Source organism: Methylosinus sp. R-45379 (assembly GCF_001644125.1).
GTDB lineage: Bacteria > Pseudomonadota > Alphaproteobacteria > Rhizobiales > Beijerinckiaceae > Methylosinus.
Window position 1 is genome coordinate 45,927 of sequence record NZ_LUUM01000269.1, and the last position, 17,512, is coordinate 63,438.

General features: G+C 64.7%; 9 protein-coding genes. 2 read left to right on the top strand and 7 right to left on the bottom strand.

Translation table 11 applies throughout. The annotated features are described in order from the left end of the window. Positions 1-172: 172 nt before the first annotated feature. Both A1351_RS16465 and A1351_RS24075 read left to right on the top strand, forming a co-directional pair. The gene (locus A1351_RS16465; RefSeq protein WP_024882187.1) at positions 173-961 is read left to right on the top strand and encodes a thioesterase II family protein; all 789 of its coding nucleotides are present in this window, start codon (positions 173-175) and stop codon (positions 959-961) included. A gap of 16 nt (positions 962-977) precedes the next feature. Beyond that, positions 978-8,507: a hybrid non-ribosomal peptide synthetase/type I polyketide synthase gene (locus tag A1351_RS24075; RefSeq protein ID WP_083967379.1), complete on the top strand. Its 7,530-nt coding sequence runs from the start codon at positions 978-980 to the stop codon at positions 8,505-8,507. A gap of 61 nt (positions 8,508-8,568) precedes the next feature. Here A1351_RS24075 and tssH read toward each other — a convergent pair whose 3' ends face one another. The 7 genes from tssH to tssC all read right to left on the bottom strand — a co-directional run bounded on the left by tssH (position 8,569) and on the right by tssC (position 17,487). Beyond that, positions 8,569-11,193, bottom strand: a complete 2,625-nt coding sequence (gene tssH / locus A1351_RS16475; RefSeq protein WP_064033514.1) for a type VI secretion system ATPase TssH — start codon at positions 11,191-11,193, stop codon at positions 8,569-8,571. 19 nt (positions 11,194-11,212) lie between these two features. After that, positions 11,213-12,310, bottom strand: a complete 1,098-nt coding sequence (gene tssG / locus A1351_RS16480; protein WP_245291671.1) for a type VI secretion system baseplate subunit TssG — start codon at positions 12,308-12,310, stop codon at positions 11,213-11,215. After that, positions 12,307-14,250: a type VI secretion system baseplate subunit TssF gene (gene tssF, locus A1351_RS16485; protein ID WP_064033508.1), complete on the bottom strand. Its 1,944-nt coding sequence runs from the start codon at positions 14,248-14,250 to the stop codon at positions 12,307-12,309. Before tssF ends, tssG begins: the two co-directional genes overlap by 4 nt. Positions 14,251-14,254: 4 nt before the next feature. Then, positions 14,255-14,794, bottom strand: coding sequence for a type VI secretion system baseplate subunit TssE (locus A1351_RS16490; RefSeq protein WP_051592323.1), 540 nt, complete (start codon positions 14,792-14,794; stop codon positions 14,255-14,257). Positions 14,795-14,805: 11 nt separating this feature from the next. Then, positions 14,806-15,288: a type VI secretion system tube protein Hcp gene (locus tag A1351_RS16495; RefSeq protein ID WP_026597766.1), complete on the bottom strand. Its 483-nt coding sequence runs from the start codon at positions 15,286-15,288 to the stop codon at positions 14,806-14,808. A gap of 84 nt (positions 15,289-15,372) precedes the next feature. Next, positions 15,373-15,879 (bottom strand): type VI secretion system tube protein Hcp, encoded by a 507-nt coding sequence (locus A1351_RS16500; protein WP_064033509.1) that lies wholly within the window; start codon positions 15,877-15,879, stop codon positions 15,373-15,375. A gap of 114 nt (positions 15,880-15,993) precedes the next feature. Then, the gene (tssC, locus tag A1351_RS16505; protein WP_026597764.1) at positions 15,994-17,487 is read right to left on the bottom strand and encodes a type VI secretion system contractile sheath large subunit; all 1,494 of its coding nucleotides are present in this window, start codon (positions 17,485-17,487) and stop codon (positions 15,994-15,996) included. Positions 17,488-17,512 lie beyond the last annotated feature (25 nt).

Consider the following 17,512-nt stretch of genomic DNA (forward strand, 5'->3'; position numbering starts at 1 on the left):
GCGCCGGCGTCGCGCTGCGATGCGAAATATTGCGCTTACAATCGAATGCGCAGGTGGTTTCATTGATCGACCTCTCGGAATCTATCCGGACTTCTTCGATATCTACTTCCATAGCAGGCGCCGCTGAAGCGTGGTGTGCGCTGCGACACATCGCGATCGCGCGTGGCGCCGCATGAACGAGCCGAACCCTGCCTCGCTCGATTGGCTGAAGCGTATGTCCGCAGACGATCACTCTTTAGTGACGATGATCTGCTTTCCGCCCGCGGGCGGCGGCATGACGGGATTTTGGCCCTGGATCGCGCCGCTGCGCGGCCGCGCCAATCTCTACGCCGCCTCGCTTCCGGGACGTGAGCAGCGGCTGCGTGAGGAGCCTGCGCGCAGGATGGACGCGCTCGCGGCGCCGCTCGCCGAGGCGGTCGCGGCGCTGGCCGATCGGCCGCTGCTGATTTTCGGGCACAGCTTCGGCGCTCTGCTCGCCTATGAGATCGTCCATCGCCTGCTCGCCGAGGGACGCGCGGCGCCGGAGCGCCTGCATTTCCTGGCCTCGGGCCGCGTCGCGCCGCATCTGCTCTCACGAGCGGAGCGCGTATCGCATCTTCCGCCGCGCGATGTCGTGTTCCGCGTCGCGAAGCTGCACGGCAATATTCCGGTCGCTCTGCTCGAGCAGAGCGATTATGTCGAGATGATCGGCCGCGCGCTGCAGGCCGATCTCTCCATCAACGAGACTTATGGCTGGACCGAGCGTCCGCCCCTCCCTTGCCCGCTGACGGCCGTGGGCGGCGACGGCGATCCGGTCGTGTCGGCGGCCGAGCTCGACGCCTGGGAAAAGCATGCGGGCGGCGGCTTCGAGCGGCGCCTCGTCGCGGGCGATCATTTCTACTTTCGTCCGGCGACCGGACAGCGGGCGCTGATGGAGATCGTCGCTCGCTGTTGCGAGACGCTCACCGCCACGACGCAATAAACGCGCGAGACCCGAAATGAGCGAGCTCGAATTCAAGAAAAAGGCGATCGTCGCTCTGGAGACCCTGCGCCGTCGCGTGGCCGAGCTCGAGGGCGCGACGCGCGAGCCCATCGCGATCATCGGCTATGAGGCGCGCTTTCCCGGCGGCGCGGACGCCGAAGCCTTTTGGGAGATGCTGCGGGACGGGCGCGAAGGCGTCGGCGAAGTGTCGCTCTCCCGCTGGGACGCCGAGGCTGTTTATAACGCCGATCCTGACGCGCCGGGAAAATCGCTGACGCGGCGCGCCGGACTCTTGGACAGCATCGATGATTTCGACGCGCAATTCTTCGGCGTGGCGCCGCGCGAGGCCTCCTACATGGATCCGCAGCATCGTCTGCTGCTGGAGACGAGCTGGCGCGCGCTGGAACATGCAGGCGTCGCCGCCTCGGAGCTGGAAGGCGCGCGCGCCGGCGTCTGGATAGGCGTCAGCACGCATGAATATCTCGGCCTGCTCGTCAACAATATGACGCCCGAGACCATCGACGCCTATTATGCGACGGGAACCTCGCCCGCGGCCGGCGCCGGACGCATCAGCTATCGACTCGGGCTCGAGGGGCCTGCGGTGACGGTCGACACGGCCTGCAGCTCCTCGCTCGTGGCGATCCATCAGGCCTGCCAGGCGCTGCGCTTACGCGAATGCGACCTCGCGCTGGCCGGCGGCGTCAACGCGATCCTCACGCCGGCTCTGATGATCAGCATGTCGCGCGCGCGCATGCTGGCGCCGGACGGCAAGTGCAAGACCTTCGACGCCGCCGCCGACGGCTATGTGCGCGGCGAAGGTTGCGGCGTCATCGTGCTGAAGCGGCTCTCCGACGCGCTGCGCGACGGCGACCGCATCCGCGCGGTGCTGCGCGGCGGCGCCGTCAATCAGGACGGTTCCTCGGGCGGGCTCACTGTCCCGAGCGGCCGCGCGCAGCAGCGCGTCATTCGCGCGGCGCTGGATCAGGCCGGGCTCACGCCCGCCGATGTCGATTATCTCGAGGCCCATGGCACGGGCACGTCGCTCGGCGATCCGATCGAGGCGCAGGCCGCCGCCGCCGCGCTCGGCCCCGGCCGCGCGCCCGACAGGCCGCTGCTCATCGGCTCGGTGAAGACGAATATCGGCCATCTCGAAGCAGCCGCGGGCGTCGCCGGCGTCATCAAGGTGACGCAGGCGCTGGAGAACGAGCTGCTGCCCGAGCATCTGCATTTCCGCACCCCGTCGCCGCATATTCCGTGGAAGCAATTGCCGCTGAAGGTCGTTTCGGAGGCGCGCCCCTGGCTGCGCGCCGAGCGCAAGCGACGCGCCGGCGTCAGCTCTTTCGGCTTTTCCGGCACCAATGCGCATGTGATCCTCGAGGAGGCGCCGGCGGCGCCCCAGGCCGAGACGAAGGACGCAGCTTCGTCATTTTCCGAACGTCCCTGGCATATGTTGCCGCTGTCGGCGCGGAGCGTTCCGGCGCTGAAGGCTCTGGCGCGATCCTATATCCAGCGCGTCGAGACGCTGCCCTCGGCGAGCGCGCTCGCCGATGTCTGCCATTCGGCCGGCGTCGGGCGCTCGCATCTCGAGCATCGCGCGGCGATCGTCGCTGAGGACGGCGCCGAGGCCGCGCGTCTGCTGGAGGCGTTCGCCGATGAGCGCGCCTCTGCGGGAGTCTACACCGGCTTCGCGGCCGATCCGCCGAAGACCGCCTGGCTCTTCACCGGACAGGGCGGCCAATATTCCGGCATGGGCCGCGAGCTCTATGAGACGCAGCCGCTCTTCAAGGAGACGCTGGACCAATGCGCCGCGGCGATCGCGGATATGCTTCCCGGCCCGCTGCTCGAAGTGATGTTCGCCGAGGATGGCGCGATCAATCACACCTCTTACGCGCAGCCGGCGCTGTTCGCGCTGGAGATGGGTCTCGCGCGGCTGTGGCGCAGCTGGGGCGTCACGCCGGATGTGGTTCTGGGCCACAGCGTCGGGCAATATGCAGCCGCCTGTGTGGCCGGCGTCTTTACGCTCGAGCAGGGCGCGCGTCTGCTCGCCGAGCGCGGGAGATTATTCGGCGCCTTGCCGGCGGGTGGGCTGATGGCGGCGATCTTCGCTGAGGCCGAAGCCGTCGAGGCGCGGCTCGCCGCTTTCCCGCATGTCTCGATCGCGGCCTATAATGGCGCGCATATCGTGGTCAGCGGTCCGCAGCCGGATGTGCGCGCGCTGGCGGAAATGTTTCGTAGCGAAGGCCGCCGCACGGAAGAGCTCGAGACCTCGCACGCCTTTCATTCCGAGCTGCTGGAGCCGGCGCTCGACGCCTTCGAGCGTTTCGCCGGAGAGACGCCTTTCGAGGCGCCGACGCGCACGCTCATCTGCAATCGCACGGGCAAGCCGCTCGCCGCGCAGACGCGATTGGATGCGCAATATTGGCGGCGCCATTCGCGCGAGCCGGTCCGCTTCGCGCAGAGCGCGCAGACGCTCGCGGAATTAGGTTGTCGGGTCCTGCTCGAGGTCGGTCCGCAGCCGGTGCTCGCCGCAATGTCGCTGCGCGCCTGGCCGGAGGGGCGGCCGACGCCGCAGGCGGTCGCCTCGCTGCGCCGCGACGTGTCCGACGCTCGGCAGATAGAGGAAGCGCTCGGCCAGCTCTATGCGGCCGGCGCCCGCATCGACTTCCGCGCCGTCGATGCGCCGTGGCGGCGCAGCAAGGTCGATCTTCCCAAATATCCGTTTCAGCGCAAGCGCTTCTGGTTCCAGGCCGTGCGGCGGGACGCGCATTCCTTCTCGGGGTCCGGCGAAGAGCGCGCGGCCGCGCTCGCCTCCGACGACTCTCTCGCTCTCCCGGCCGACACTCCCGCCGCCGCCGCGCCCGACTCCTGGCTTGCCGATGCGCCGCAGGAGGAGCGGCGCGGTCTCGTCGTCGAGCGTCTGAAGGCCGAGATCGGCCATGCGTTGCACATGAGCGCCGCCGAAATCGATCCGCATGCGGCCTTCGCCGCGCTCGGCATGGATTCGCTGACCGCGATGGAGCTGCGCAGTCGCTTGCAGGCGGCGCTCGGCGCGGCCATTCCGGTGGCGCTCTTCATCGAGAGCCCCGATGTCGCCACGCTCGCGACGCGCCTCCTCGATTGGTGGGAGGAGCAGCGCGGCGCCGCCGCAAAGCGCCAGCCGCCGATGACGCGTCGGCCGCGCGACGGCTCGCCCTTGCCGCTCTCCTTCAATCAGGAGGCGCTGTGGTTTCTGCATGAGCTGGCGCCGGGCTCCAGCGCCTATAATATCGCCGCCGCCGTGCGCATTCGCGGCGCGCTCGACGCCGCTGTGATGCAGCGCAGCCTCGACGCCATCGTCGCGCGGCACGAGTCGTTGCGCACGTCGTTTCGCAGCGAGCGCGGCGTCGCGCAGCCGCAGATCATCGGCTCGCTGCGCGTTCCGCTGCCCGTCGAGACCGTGCGCGACGAGGAGGAGGCCGCCGAATGGGCGCGGCGCGAGGCCGGAGCGCCATTCGATCTCGCACAAGCGCCTCTGTTTCGCGCGCGCCTGCTGCGCTTCGATGACACGCATCACATTCTGCTGGCGACGATGCATCACATCGTCACCGACGGCTGGTCTTTCGCCGTGCTGCTGCGCGAGCTCTCGACCGTTTATCGCGCATTCACGACAGGCGAGCCCTGGCCGCTTCCCGAATTGCCGATTCAATACGCCGATTACGCCGCCTGGCAGCGCGACTGGCTCGCCGGCGAGATGCTGGGCGAGCTGCTCGAATTTTGGAAGGCGGAGCTTTCCGGCGCCGCGCCTTTGGCCCTGCCGACCGACCGGCCGCCGCCGCGCACGCCGAGCTTTCGCGGCCGCCGTCTGCGCTTCGCGCTCGGCGCCGAGCGCGCAAAGGCGCTGCGCGCATTGGCGCAGGCGGAGGGCGTGACCTTGTTCTCGCCGCTGCTCGCTGCGCTCGCCGCCGTGCTGCAACGTCACAGCGGCCAGGACGAATTCATCGTCGGCGCGATGAGCGCCAATCGCGGCCGGCTCGAGATCGAAGGATTGATCGGCCTCTTCGTCAATGCTCTGCCGGTGCGCGTCGTCCTCGACGGGGATCCCGACATGCGCGCGCTGATCGCCCGCCTCGGCGCGCGCGTTCAGGGCGCGATGGCGCATCAGGACGCGCCCTTCGATCATGTGGTCAACGCCGTCGAGCGCGAGCGCGACGGCTCGCGCAATCCGCTCTATCGCGTGCAATTGCTGCTGCAGGGCGGGTTGCAGCCGCCCGTTGTGCCCGGCCTCGAGATCGACGTGCAGGAGATCGACACGCAGACGGCCAAGCGCGATCTCACCTTCACAATATTCGACGACGCTGCGATGGCCGGCCATGTCGAATATTCGACCGATCTCTTCGACGCGCCGCGCATAGAGCGGCTGCTGCGGCATTTTCTCGCCGGGCTCGACGGAATTCTCGTAGATCCGTCGCGGCGCCTTTCCACGCTGCCGCTGCTGACGCCGGAAGAGCGCGCCGCGAGCCGCGCGCCCGCGGAGGCGCCGTCGCCCGGCCCGCTCACTGTGGCGGAGCTGCTCGAATCCGTCGCCGCCGCGCGCGCCGATCATATCGCCTGCGAGGATGACGAGCGCCGCCTCACTTACGCCGAGCTGCAATCGGCCGCGCGGCGTCTCGCGCGCTGGCTGCGCGCGAAGGGAATTCACCCCGGCGACGCCGTCGCTATGCGCACGGGGCGCAAGGTCGATATGATCGTCGGAATGCTCGGCGTGATGAAGGCCGGCGCCGTCTATGTGCCGATCGACGAATCCTATCCGCGGGAACGTATCGTGCATATGCTCGCCGAGGCGAATGTCGCGCTCGACGTCTCCGCGCCTTTCGACGCCGATGTCGCGCGCCAGTCGGACGCGCCGCTCGAGGCGTTGGTCAGACCTTCGGACCCCGCCTATATCGTCTTCACCTCGGGCTCGACAGGTCGGCCGAAAGGCGTGGTGATCTCGCATGGCGCCGTCGCCGAATATGCGCAGACTCTTCGTGCAGAGCTCGGCGTCGTCGCCTCCGACGCCTTTCTGCATACGGCGTCGAGCGCCTTCTCTTCCTCCATGCGGCAGATATTGGCGCCGCTCGCCGCCGGCGCGCGTATCGTCATCGCCAGCGACGACGAGCGGCGCGATCCCTTCGCTCTGCTTGCGCGCATCCGCGCCGCCAAGGCGACGATCATCGATCTCGTGCCCTCCGTGCTGCGGCAGCTCGCCGATGCGCTCGCGAGCTTGCCGGAGACCGCGCGCGCAACACTGCTCGATAATGAGCTGCGTTTGCAGCTCACCGCGAGCGAGCCTTTGCGTCAGTCGCTCGTGCGCGATTGGCGCGCCCTCGTCGGCGACGAATTGCGCTGGGTGAATCAATATGGGCAGACCGAGACCTCCGGCATCGTCAGCCTGCATGTGGTAGGGCCGGGCGCGCTCGCCGATTCGCAGGCGATCGTGCCGATCGGACGGCCGCGCGCCAATGTGCGATTGGTCGTGCTCGACTCGCAGAAACGGATCGCGCCAATCGGCGTTCCCGGACAATTGCACATCGGCGGGCCATGCCTCGCGCTGCGCTATCTCGGCGATGCTGCGCTGACGCAAGAGCGCTTTTTCGCCTTCGACGATGGCGAGGCGACGCAGCGTCTCTATGCGACCGGCGACATTGTGCGGCGTGAGGAGGACGGCGTTCTCGCCTTCGTCGGCCGCGACGACCAGCAGGTGAAGATTCGCGGCGTCCGCATAGAACCCGGCGAGATCGAGCGCGCATTGCTCGACCATCCGCGCACGCGCGCGGCGGCGGTCGCGGCCTATGACATGGACGGCGAGGCCCGGCTCGCGGCCTATCTCACCTTCGACGGACCGGCGCCGAATGTGCATGCGCTGCGCAATCATCTGCGCCGCCTTCTGCCCGATCATATGATTCCGTCCGCCTTTGTGACGCTCGACGAAATGCCGCTGACGGCGAATGGCAAGCTCAATCGCGCCGCCTTGCCGGCGCCGCCGCGCGATGCGGTTCGTGACTCGGCCTTCGTCGCGCCGCGGACCGAGGACGAGGAGAGCCTCGCCGAGATCTGGCGTGATCTGCTGAAGCTCGAGCGTGTCGGCGCCGATGACAGCTTCTTTCTGCTCGGCGGTCATTCCATGCTGGCGGCGCAATTGCGCGCGCGCATTCATCAAAGCCTCGGCGTGGAGCTGCCGCTCGGCGCGATTTTCGAGGATCAGACTCTCGCCGCGCTCGCCGCCCGGCTCGACGGCGCGCGGCGCGGCGCGACCGTCGCCCTGCCGGAATTCGTCGCGGCGCCTGCAGGCGCTGTCGCGCCGGCCTCGATCGCCCAGCTCGGCGCCCTCGCGGCCGAGCAGGCGTCTCCCGGTGCGCCGGGTCAGTGGATCGACGTCGGCGTGCAAATTCTCGGCCCGCTCGACGAAGAGCGCCAGATCGAGAGCATAACGGAAGCCTTTCGGCGTCACGCCATTCTGCGCACAATTCTCGAGCCCATGGCCGATGGCGGCGCGATGCAGCGGATCGTCGATGCGCCGCCCGAGGTGATGCTGCTCGGTCCCGAGGAAGCGCCCGATCCTCTAGAGCCGGTCCGCGCCGATGACGGGCGGCCCGCGATCCGCGTCTCGCTGCAGCGGATCGGCGATGGCGAGCGTCTGCTGCGGCTGCGCTGTCATCGTTCGATCGCCGATGGCGCGACAGTCCGCATGCTGCTCGGCGAGATCGGCGCGCTCTACGCCAATGGGCTCGAGGGCATGGAGCTGTTTCCGCTCCTCGATCGTTCGCTCTCCTACGCCGATTACGCTCTGTGGGAGCGGCAATGGCTGACGCCGGAGCTACGCAGCGGCCAGACGGCCTATTTCCGCCGGCTGTTCGAGAGCGGCCTGCCCGCGCCGATCCGGTGCGATCGGCCGCGCGGGGAAGGCGCCCTCGTCCCGGAGGGCGCCGTCTTCCGTTTCGATTTTCCGCAGGCGGCCGTCGACGCCGCCGAGGCGCTCGCGGCGAAAGAGCGGGCGACTCTCGCCATGACATTGACGGCGGCCTTCGCCGCCGCTCTCGCGGAGCGCGCCTCGGACGATGCGCTCGCTCTGACGATTCCGGTCTCGCTGCGGCATCATGCGGCGACGCATCGCATGCTCGGACCCTTCATGAACGCTCTGCCGCTGCGCATAGAGCGGCCCGGCGACGCGCTGGAAGAGCTGCTGCCGCGCGTACGCGAGGCGACGCTCGGGGCGCTCGCCAATCAGAACGCGCCGTGGCGCGACATCATGTCGGCGCTGCGCGAGGAGCACGGCCCGGAGGCCGAGCGGCTCGGCGACGTGGCGCTGGTGATCGAGGACGCGCCGCCGCAGAATGTGCAATTCTCAGGACTGACGCTGTCGCGCGCTTCCGCCGACCGTGTCGCGGTGCGCCGCCCGCTCACTCTCTCCATCTCCTTGGACGATGGCGAGATCAAGGGCAGCCTCATCTATGCGACGAGCCTGTTCGAGCGCGACACGATCGAAGGGCTCGCCGAGCGCGTCATTCGCGCGCTCGCGCCGGGTTGACGGGCGCGCTCCGTCAGCGCTTCGCTATCTCGATCAGCGACGAGACGGGCCGCCGGCCGGCTCATGCGCATGAATATTCGAACGCGCCATTTTGGACTCCCACGGCGACCCGCGCCAATTCCTGCTTGGCCAGCGCCTTTTTCAAGAACTCGCGGGATAGAGCCGGCAATAGCGTGTTGGTGACGATATTATCGATCATCCGGCCGCCCGAGTCGGGATCGCGGCATTGCTCGACGATGTGGTCCACCACCGTATCGTCATAGCTGAACGTCGCGCGATATCCATCCGTCACCCGCTTGCCGATGCGATCCAATTGCAGCCGCGTGATGCCGGCGAGCATTTGCCGCGAGAGCGGGAAGTAAGGCACGGTCACGATGCGGCCGAGAAGCGCCGGCGGAAATACGCGCAGCAGTTCCGGCAGCAGCGCCTGCGCGAGCGCTTCTGCATCATTCGCGACGGTGGGGTCGGCGCCGAGCCGCATCAGCAGATCGGTTCCGACATTGGATGTCAAAATGATCAGAGTGTTCCGAAAATCGATGCGCCTGCCTGCGCCATCCTCCATCTGGCCCTTGTCGAAGACTTGAAAGAAAATCTCGTGCACGTCGGGATGCGCCTTTTCGATCTCGTCGAGCAGAATGACGCTGTAAGGCTTGCGGCGAACCGCTTCGGTGAGGCGGCCGCCCTCGCCGAAGCCGACATAGCCGGGAGGCGCCCCTTTGAGCGTCGCCACGCTGTGCGGCTCCTGAAATTCCGACATATTGATCGTGATGACATTCTGCTCGCCGCCGTAGAGCGCTTCCGCGAGCGCGAGCGCTGTTTCCGTCTTGCCGACGCCCGAGGGGCCGACCAGCATGAAGACGCCGATCGGCTTGTCGGGATTGTCCAATCGCGCCCGGCTCGTCTCGATGCGCTTTGCGATCGACCGCAGCCCGTGCGTCTGGCCGACGACGCGCTCGTTCAAAATCTCGGTCAAATGAAGGACCGTCTCGATCTCATCCGTCACCATTCGTCCGACCGGAATGCCGGTCCAATCCGAAACCACCGAGGCGACACATTGCTCATCGACATGCGCGTAGATCATGCGCTGCTCCGGGCTCAGCGCCTCCAGCGCCTCGGATTTGGCGTCGAGCCGCTCGCGGACAGCCTGTCGGTGCGCGGGCTCGGCAGAGGCCGCCTCCTCCCGCAATCGATGTATATCGTCGATGAGGCCGCGTTCCCGCGTCCAACGCGATTCGAGCTCGGCGAGCTTTTCCTGCGCGGACGAAATCTCCACATCCACTTCATGCAGGCGGCGCTCGTCCAGCGCCTCGAGGTCGCTATTGCTCATGATGGCCGCACGCTCGCTCTCCAAGGCCGCGATCATGGCGCGCGCATCTTCTATGGGCGCAGGCGTCGCATTCTGCGAGATCGCCGCGCGCGCGCAGGCCGTGTCGAGTAGGCTGACCGCCTTGTCTGGAAGCTTGCGCGCGGGAATGTAGCGCTGCGACAGCTTCGTCGCCGTTCTGATCGCCATCTCGGAGACGCGCACATTGTGATGCCGCTCCATCGGCTTCACCATGGCGCGCAGCATCTCGACACAGCGCTCGAAGGAAGGCTCGTCCACATCGACCGGCTGAAACCGCCGTGACAGCGCGGGATCTTTTTCGATATGGCGTCGATATTCCGCGAAGGTCGTCGCCGCCAGCATGCGCAAGGCGCCGCGCGCGAGCGCCGGCTTCAGCAGATCGGCGGCGTCGCCGACGCCGTTTTGTCCGCCGGCGCCGATCAGCGTATGCGCTTCGTCGATGAACAGGATCACTGGCGTCGGCGAAGACTGCGCCTCGTCGATGACCGACCGAAGCCGCTGCTCGAACTCGCCTTTCATCGAGGCGCCGGCCTGCAAAAGGCCGATGTCCAGCGACAGAAGACGAATGTCCCGCAAGGCCGGAGGCACGGCGCCGGCGACGATGCGCTGTGCAAATCCTTCCGCGATCGCCGTCTTGCCGACGCCCGCCTCGCCGATCAGAATCGGATTATTCTGCCTGCGTCGCATGAGCACATCGATGACCTGACGAATTTCATCGTCGCGCCCCAGCACAGGATCGAGCTCGCCGCTGCGCGCCCTTTCCGTGAGATCCTGAGCGAAGCGATCGAGCGCCGTATGTGCGCTCTTCGCCTCGCGCGCGCCTTTGGCGACAGGCCCGGCGCCGTCCAGCGGCCTCAGATTCTCTTCTTGTGATCCGGCCCAAATCCGATTGGCCTCCTGCGTCAGCGCCTCGTCTGCGATCTTGTCGAACTCGCTCGACATCGATCGTAGAGCCCGACGAAGCTCCGGCGTCTTCAGCAGCGCCGTCAGCAGATGGCCGCTCCGAATTTGAGTCTCGCCAAAGAGCAGAGTGGCGAAATGCCAGCCGCGATCCAGCGCGTCCACCACATTGTTGGCGACGCCGGGCATTTGTGTCTCATTGACGCGAAACGAGCCGATGAGCTGTTCCAGATCGCGCGACAGCCTGGCCCTGTCGAGCGCGAAGCGATCGACCGTGAGATCGAGATCGCTCCCCTCGCTCTGCAGAAGATGCATCAGCCAATGTGCGAGCTCCACATTGCGATGCCCGGCCTGCTTCGCCTGCCGCAAGGCGCGCATGAAAGCGTCATAGCCGACGCGATTGAGCTTGCCGGTCACGGTTTCCAGGCTGATCTCTGTCATTTCTCCGTCCTCCTCAAATTCATTGCATCCGCTGCTTAGCGGCGCGCGCATGTTTCGCCGGATCGAAGCGGGCGTCGCAGCGTCGCTCGCCGCTCGCGCGGTTCGGCGCCATCCAGCTGGTCCAGCCGAGCTCTCCCGTTCGCCCGAGCGAAATCGGAGTCGTCTGTGTCGCTGGAAGAGAGATTTCGACGTCCCATTCCATTTCCTCGCCGATATAAAAGAAAAGGAGGTCGCTCAGTCTGTGGCAATCCTCACCTGTCGGCAGGAAGTCGCGATAGCGCTTCAAATCCTCGACGAAAATCCGAATGCGGAATTTGTGATCGAAACCGAAGGATGCCGCGCCGACCATCAGATCGCCGCCCAAGGCGCAGTTCCTGCGTCCGAGCCTGCTGCGCTCGCCTTCCTCGATCCTGAGCCAGCCGCCGCCGAGCTGCTCGATCTCGACTTCCACTGCGAACAGTCCGCGAATAGCGCCCGCCAGGCGCTCGCCAGATTTCGTGCGCGAACCCAAAAGACCGGCATAGGCGGAAATGCCTTTTGGAATCGTGGTGAGCCCGCGATAGGGCGGCGTTCCGACGCCGATGGTCGAGGTCACATAATCCTGGAAGCGATCGCAGTCTGGGCGATCATGCTGCACAATGGCGCGCGAATCCGCCCAGGCTCGGTAGAAGAGCTGCAGGAAGCGATTGTTGAAAATATCCAAAAAGTGAGCGAAAGACGGGTCCTGCTGCAGAGACCAGCCATGCGCCTCCTCGGTGAGGGATAGAGGCAAAGCGCCCTGCGGGCCGAGCATTCCGAGGAATTTGAGCACGACGTGCAGCCGCTCGCTTTCTTCCGGCGAGCTCGGCTCGCCGTCCGCCCCATGCGCTCGATCACGCCATTCGACGCGCGCGACATTGGAGCCCGGAAAGCTCATCCAAGGATCCTGCCCGAAGGACAGCGCGACAGCCTTGCCGTCGATCTCGATCGTCTCGTCCTTGCGAGACGCGCTATCGCCGATCCGGGGCTTGGCCTTTGCTTCGTCGGATGCATGTCCGAGCGAACGCTCGAGCCGACGCATCATGTCGAAGAAATCGACGCGCCAGGGTTCGTCCGCCAAATGTTCGAGATAGGTCACATCAGCCTCCGCGAGCCAATTCGCGCCGGCCAACGCATGATCACGCCGCGCTCGCTGGTGCGCATCACCAGCTGCGTGAAGCTGTTCATCCCCGCATAGGCTGGGAAAAACCGATCCAGCACCGCGCCGAGCAGAAAAGCGCCTGATCCTTCGAACGCCTTGTCGTCGACTGTGAGCGTGATCTCGACGCCGAGCGCCGTCCCGACGCCTCTCGCGCGACGCAAGCGGCGTACGATCTGGCGACTCTCCACCGATTTGATTCCGCGCAGCCGCTTCTCGATCGAGCTGTCCACGGCGTCGGCGAATGTCGCCAGCATCTCTCGAAGCGCCAGCGCATTCTTGCCGCCACCATGCTCGCTGAGGCCGAGATAGTTGAGGCTGAGCATATTCAAAAGACGCCAGGCGACGACGCCGGAATGCGCCGATTCTGTGCGGCTCTTGATCTGGGAAACGACCGCATCGCGCGGCGCCGTGGGCCCTGCGGCGCAGACGACGTCGAGAGACATATCGTCCGTCAGCCGAAAATCGGCCTTGCCGGTCCCGACCGGCAGATGTTCGGGAAGATGCCGATTGGAACACAACGCTCGAACGCCGAGCTCGGCGATCTCGCTTTCCGTGGTCAACGACGCCGGCTCGCTGATCGAGATGAAAACGTCGGAGCCCGTGTAATTGAATGCGACGCCTCGCCGCCTTTCGTCCTCCGAGTGGCGACGTGGACATCTTCGAATCGTGTAGCTCAGATCGGACGACGACGCATCGTCGGCCGCCGCTGTGTAGAGCGGACGCACGGGACGCTTTTCTCCGCCGCCCGACATATAGGCGACGACATCGAGGACGCGATAGGGCTCGAAATCGAGAGGCTTGCTTCGATCCGGGAGGATCTGATGCTCGTGCTGATTCTTGCGAATACGGATGCGATCGGTCGTCATCTCGAACAGATTGACCGCAGGCGCGCTGAAAAGCGAAAACATTTGCGGACGAACCGCCGCGGGGAGCTGCGAATTGATCTCATCGAAGCCGAAGATCACGCTGATCGAGCTCGCTGGCATTCGCGCCAGCGCGCGCCGCAGACCGCGGAGATCGAAGCCCAGGAACTTCTGTGGAAAGGTGAAATACTCGCGCAGCAGCTCGAAGCCGCGAAAAATTCGATCGTCCGACGGGATCAACTCCTCGTCGTCGCCAAAGCCTATCTCGCCGATCGCCTCACGCCCGAGCGAGATCACGATTGGTTCTCCCGTCTCATCGACGCAGCGCAGCCACACGCCGGTGCAATGCGCGAACAGCTGCTCATAGAGGCCGACCGATTCGGCCTCCGCGCCACATAAATGAATCGGCAGATGTTCCACGGGACAGGACGAAAAAATATCTTGCGCGGCTCCGTTGCTCTCGCGGGGTTCCACTGCCGAGCGCATGCTCAGGGTCAGCTTCATTCCGGCGACCGTTTCGGGTCCCGGCTTCACCCCGAGCGCCGCCAGTGGCGCCGCTGTCTGGCAATATTCCGCGGCGGCGATTTCAAATGGCCAGAGTTCGACAGGCGCTGTGAGCTTATATCGGCAAGAGACTTCTCGCTCACGTTCGACATAGCCAGCGTCCACACTCGCGCCGCGCGCGATCACGCGTCCTTCTTTCAGAGCGGGGTCGCCGAAAGGCGGACGAATCTGAGCCAGGAAAATGGAGGGGGTCGGCGCCAAAAAATTCGGGACGAGCTGTTCCAGGAGATTGTTGATGAACTCGGGAAACTCGTGCTTCAATTTCAGCTGAACGCGCGCGGCGAGAAACGCCGACCCTTCGAACAGGCCCGAGATCGAGGGGTCCATAGAATCGCGCGCCAAGCCGCCGAGACGCGATGCGACGCCAGGATATTCTTCGGCGAACTCTCGTCCATGTTCGTACAGGAGATCGAGCTCACGATCATAGAGATCGAGGAATTCGCGGTTCATGGCGTCACCTCTGCTGAATTTGGATCTTGCCGGTCGTGACTTCGACATCGGCTATGAATTCCATAGGAAGGGGAAGCGGCGTGCTCGCCAGCTCGGCATGGACGATGTAACGAATGGTGAGCTCGGCCGGGTCGATGCGTCGGTCTCGTTTCACCTGCAGCGTCGAGGCGATCAGCCTCGGCTCATAGCTGCGCAACGTCCGCTCGATCTCGGATTCGAGGCCCGAGCGCTCCAATTCGTCTATGGTGAGACGCGCAATGCTCGGGAAGCCGTAATTCAAGACCGAGCGTCGAGCCCGTGGAAACCGCTCGAGATCGATCGTCGAATCGACAGCGACGCAATTGAGCAGCGTTTCGACATGCTGGGCAACTTCCTCTTTGAGGGCCGATTCCGCAATTGCAACGCGCCGGCCTTCGCGCGAAATCGTCGCCGAACGCTGCGACGCGCCGGCAGTAAGCTTCGTTCGCGTATCCTTCGCCTTATGCGCTGCACGAAAGCAGTGCAGCAATGAAGACTCGACTCTGTTTCGCAGCGATTCCGCCATTTCCGCCTCCCTCAATCATTGGTCGCAATATCGTCGGCGAAGGAAACGGCGCCGTCTTTCAGTCCCTTGTCGTCTTGCGCCTCATATTCGACCTCGAGACGGCGGTAGCTGATCTCGAATTCCTCCTTCGGCAGAGCGGCGAATTCGTCGGCGGCGTCCTCGCCGCAAATCTTGTAGGACACAAAATACGCGTCCTTGAGAACGAGCGTGTAATAGACGAGCGGCTCGCCGCCGCCCTTTGTCAGGCTGAGAGTCGCCTTCCGTAACTTTGTATTCTGCGCGAGCATCTGCTGTATGGTGACGCTCGATCGATCGACGATCTTGCGGAAGCGCACATTCGAATAGCTGCGGCGCTTATGTCCCGGCTCGCCTTGGAAATGATTGGCGGTGGTCCCATATTCGAATCCGAGAATCTCGATGAGATCGTCCTTTCCACCGCGCCGCGCTTCGCCACGCACGCTGTCGATCTGCAATGTGTAATTGGTCGAACCCATAGAAATGCTCCTCGGCGATTCTCGCATTTCGTCGTCGCCGCTGCGCGGCGATTGTCGCGCAGCGGCTCGTCGCAGCGTCCTCGGTCAGCTCGCCTTGCCCTGCAGCGCCTTGAGGTCCCAGGCGAACTGGCCGCCCTTGACCTTCTTTCCATCTCCGTCCTGCTCGTTATACGAGAGGTCGAACTTCGCGAAGGAGAGGCCGAGCGCCTCCATTCCTTCGCCGGTGGTGAGGCCGGAGGGAACGACGCTGGTGATGAAGCACTGCTCCATCACGATCGTGATATATTCTAGCGGTTCCTTGTCGCCGGAGGATTTGAAGAGCTTCACCTGCACCTTCGGAATGTGCTTGCCGACCGCGCAGAAATGCATGAGGCCCGGCGAGGATTTGTCGTAGCGCTTCACGAAGGAGATGGCGCCGAAGTCGGCCTTGCCGACGCCAGAGCCGCCGCCATAGCTGGAGCTCGAATGATTGTGAATGTTGAAGTTGACATCGAGGATATCGATCCACTCCGCCTTCGGGCTCAGCTCGGCGTATTCGGCTTTCGACTCGCCCTTGATCCCGGCGATGTGGAGAAAAGCATTAGAAGACATATCGAGTTCCTTTCAGTATTGCGTTTTTGGATCTCGTCGATTTCGACGATGGTTCTACAATGAAGAAGAAGCGCTTCGACGGATGTGGCGGAAGCCACAATGCGTACTCGTGTCTCACTTGCCCGTCGGCAGGCGGGAAACGAGACGCAGGCCGATGTCCATTCCTTCGAGCTGATAATGCGGTCGCAGCTCGAATGTGGCGGAGTAATAGCCGGGGTTTTCCTCATTCGGCACAATGGAGATCGATGCGCCGGCGAGAGGACGGCGCGCCTTCACATCTTCGGTCGAATTGGTCGGATCGCCGTCCACATAGTCCTGGATCCAATTGTGCAGCCAGCGCTCGAGCTGCTCCTTCTCGCGATAGGAGCCGATCTTGTCGCGCACCATGCACTTCAGATAATGAGCGAAGCGGCTGACCGCGAACATATAGGGAAGGCGAGAGGCGAGGTTGCTGGACGCGGTGGCTTCCGGGTCATTCTGATAGGCCTTCGGCTTGAACAGAGACTGCGCGCCGATGAAGGCTGCGCGATCGGTGTTCTTGCGGTGGATCAACGGAATGAGGCCGGACTTCGCGAGCTCCGCCTCACGGCGATCGCTGATCGCGATTTCGGTCGGGCATTTCAGATCGACGCCGCCGTCGTCGGTGGGGAATGTATGGGTGGGGAGATTTTCGACTTCGCCACCCGATTCGACGCCGCGAATGCGCGTGCACCAGCCATATTCCTTGAAGGCGCGATTGATGTTCGACGCCATCGCATAGGCGGCGTTCATCCAAGCGTAGTTTTCACCCGCATGTCCGTCCGTATCCTCCTCGAAAGCGAATTGCGGCACAGGCTCGGACTTCGCGCCATAGGGCTGTCGCGCGAGCACGCGCGGCAGGCAGAGGCCGATGTATTTTGCGTCGTCCGAATCGCGCAAGCCCTTCCATGCCGCATATTCCGGCGTGTCGAAGACCTTGGAGAGATCGCGGGGGTTGGACAGCTCGGTCCAGCTGTCCATGCCCATCAGCGTCGGATCGGCGGCGGCGATGAAAGGCGCATGCGCGGAAGCAGCGATCTTCGAGAGATCACGGAGCAGCTGCACATCGGTCGCGCGCTGCGAGAAATAATAGTCGCCGATGAGGCAGCCGTAGGGTCGGCCGCCCAGCTGCCCATATTCCTCCTCATAGACTTTCTTGAAGAGCGGGCTCTGGTCCCATGCCGCGGCCGGATATTGGCGGAGATGGCGATAGAGCTCTTCTTTCGACGCATTGATCACGCGAATTTTGAGCGTTGCGTCGGTTTCGGAATTATAGACGAGGTGATGCAGGCCCCGCCAGGCCGATTCGAGCTTCTGAAAATCGGCGTCATGCAAGATCACATTGATTTGCGAAGTGAGCTTCTCGTCGATCGCGGCGATGATCGCCTCGATCGTCTCGACGACATCGTCCTTGATGACGGCCGTGTCGGCGAGCGCTTCCTTGATCAGCGTCGAGACGGCGTTCTGCACTTCGGTCTCGGCGCGCTCGGTGCGCGGCTTGAAGCTCTGCTTGAGCACCTCGGAAAATTCGTCGGCGATGACGATTTGGGAGGGTTCGGAGGGGTGAAGAATTTCCTGTTCCTGGGACATATGATCCTCGTTTCGTGTCGAAGGC

What these genes read in the sequence shown, in the direction of transcription:
- A1351_RS16465 (WP_024882187.1), top strand. Translation starts at nt 173, where the DNA reads ATGAACGAGCCGAACCCTGCCTCGCTCGATTGGCTGAAGCGTATGTCC.
- A1351_RS24075 (WP_083967379.1), top strand. Translation starts at nt 978, where the DNA reads ATGAGCGAGCTCGAATTCAAGAAAAAGGCGATCGTCGCTCTGGAGACC.
- tssH (WP_064033514.1), bottom strand. Translation starts at nt 11,193, where the DNA reads ATGACAGAGATCAGCCTGGAAACCGTGACCGGCAAGCTCAATCGCGTC.
- tssF (WP_064033508.1), bottom strand. Translation starts at nt 14,250, where the DNA reads ATGAACCGCGAATTCCTCGATCTCTATGATCGTGAGCTCGATCTCCTG.
- A1351_RS16490 (WP_051592323.1), bottom strand. Translation starts at nt 14,794, where the DNA reads ATGGCGGAATCGCTGCGAAACAGAGTCGAGTCTTCATTGCTGCACTGC.
- A1351_RS16495 (WP_026597766.1), bottom strand. Translation starts at nt 15,288, where the DNA reads ATGGGTTCGACCAATTACACATTGCAGATCGACAGCGTGCGTGGCGAA.
- A1351_RS16500 (WP_064033509.1), bottom strand. Translation starts at nt 15,879, where the DNA reads ATGTCTTCTAATGCTTTTCTCCACATCGCCGGGATCAAGGGCGAGTCG.
- tssC (WP_026597764.1), bottom strand. Translation starts at nt 17,487, where the DNA reads ATGTCCCAGGAACAGGAAATTCTTCACCCCTCCGAACCCTCCCAAATC.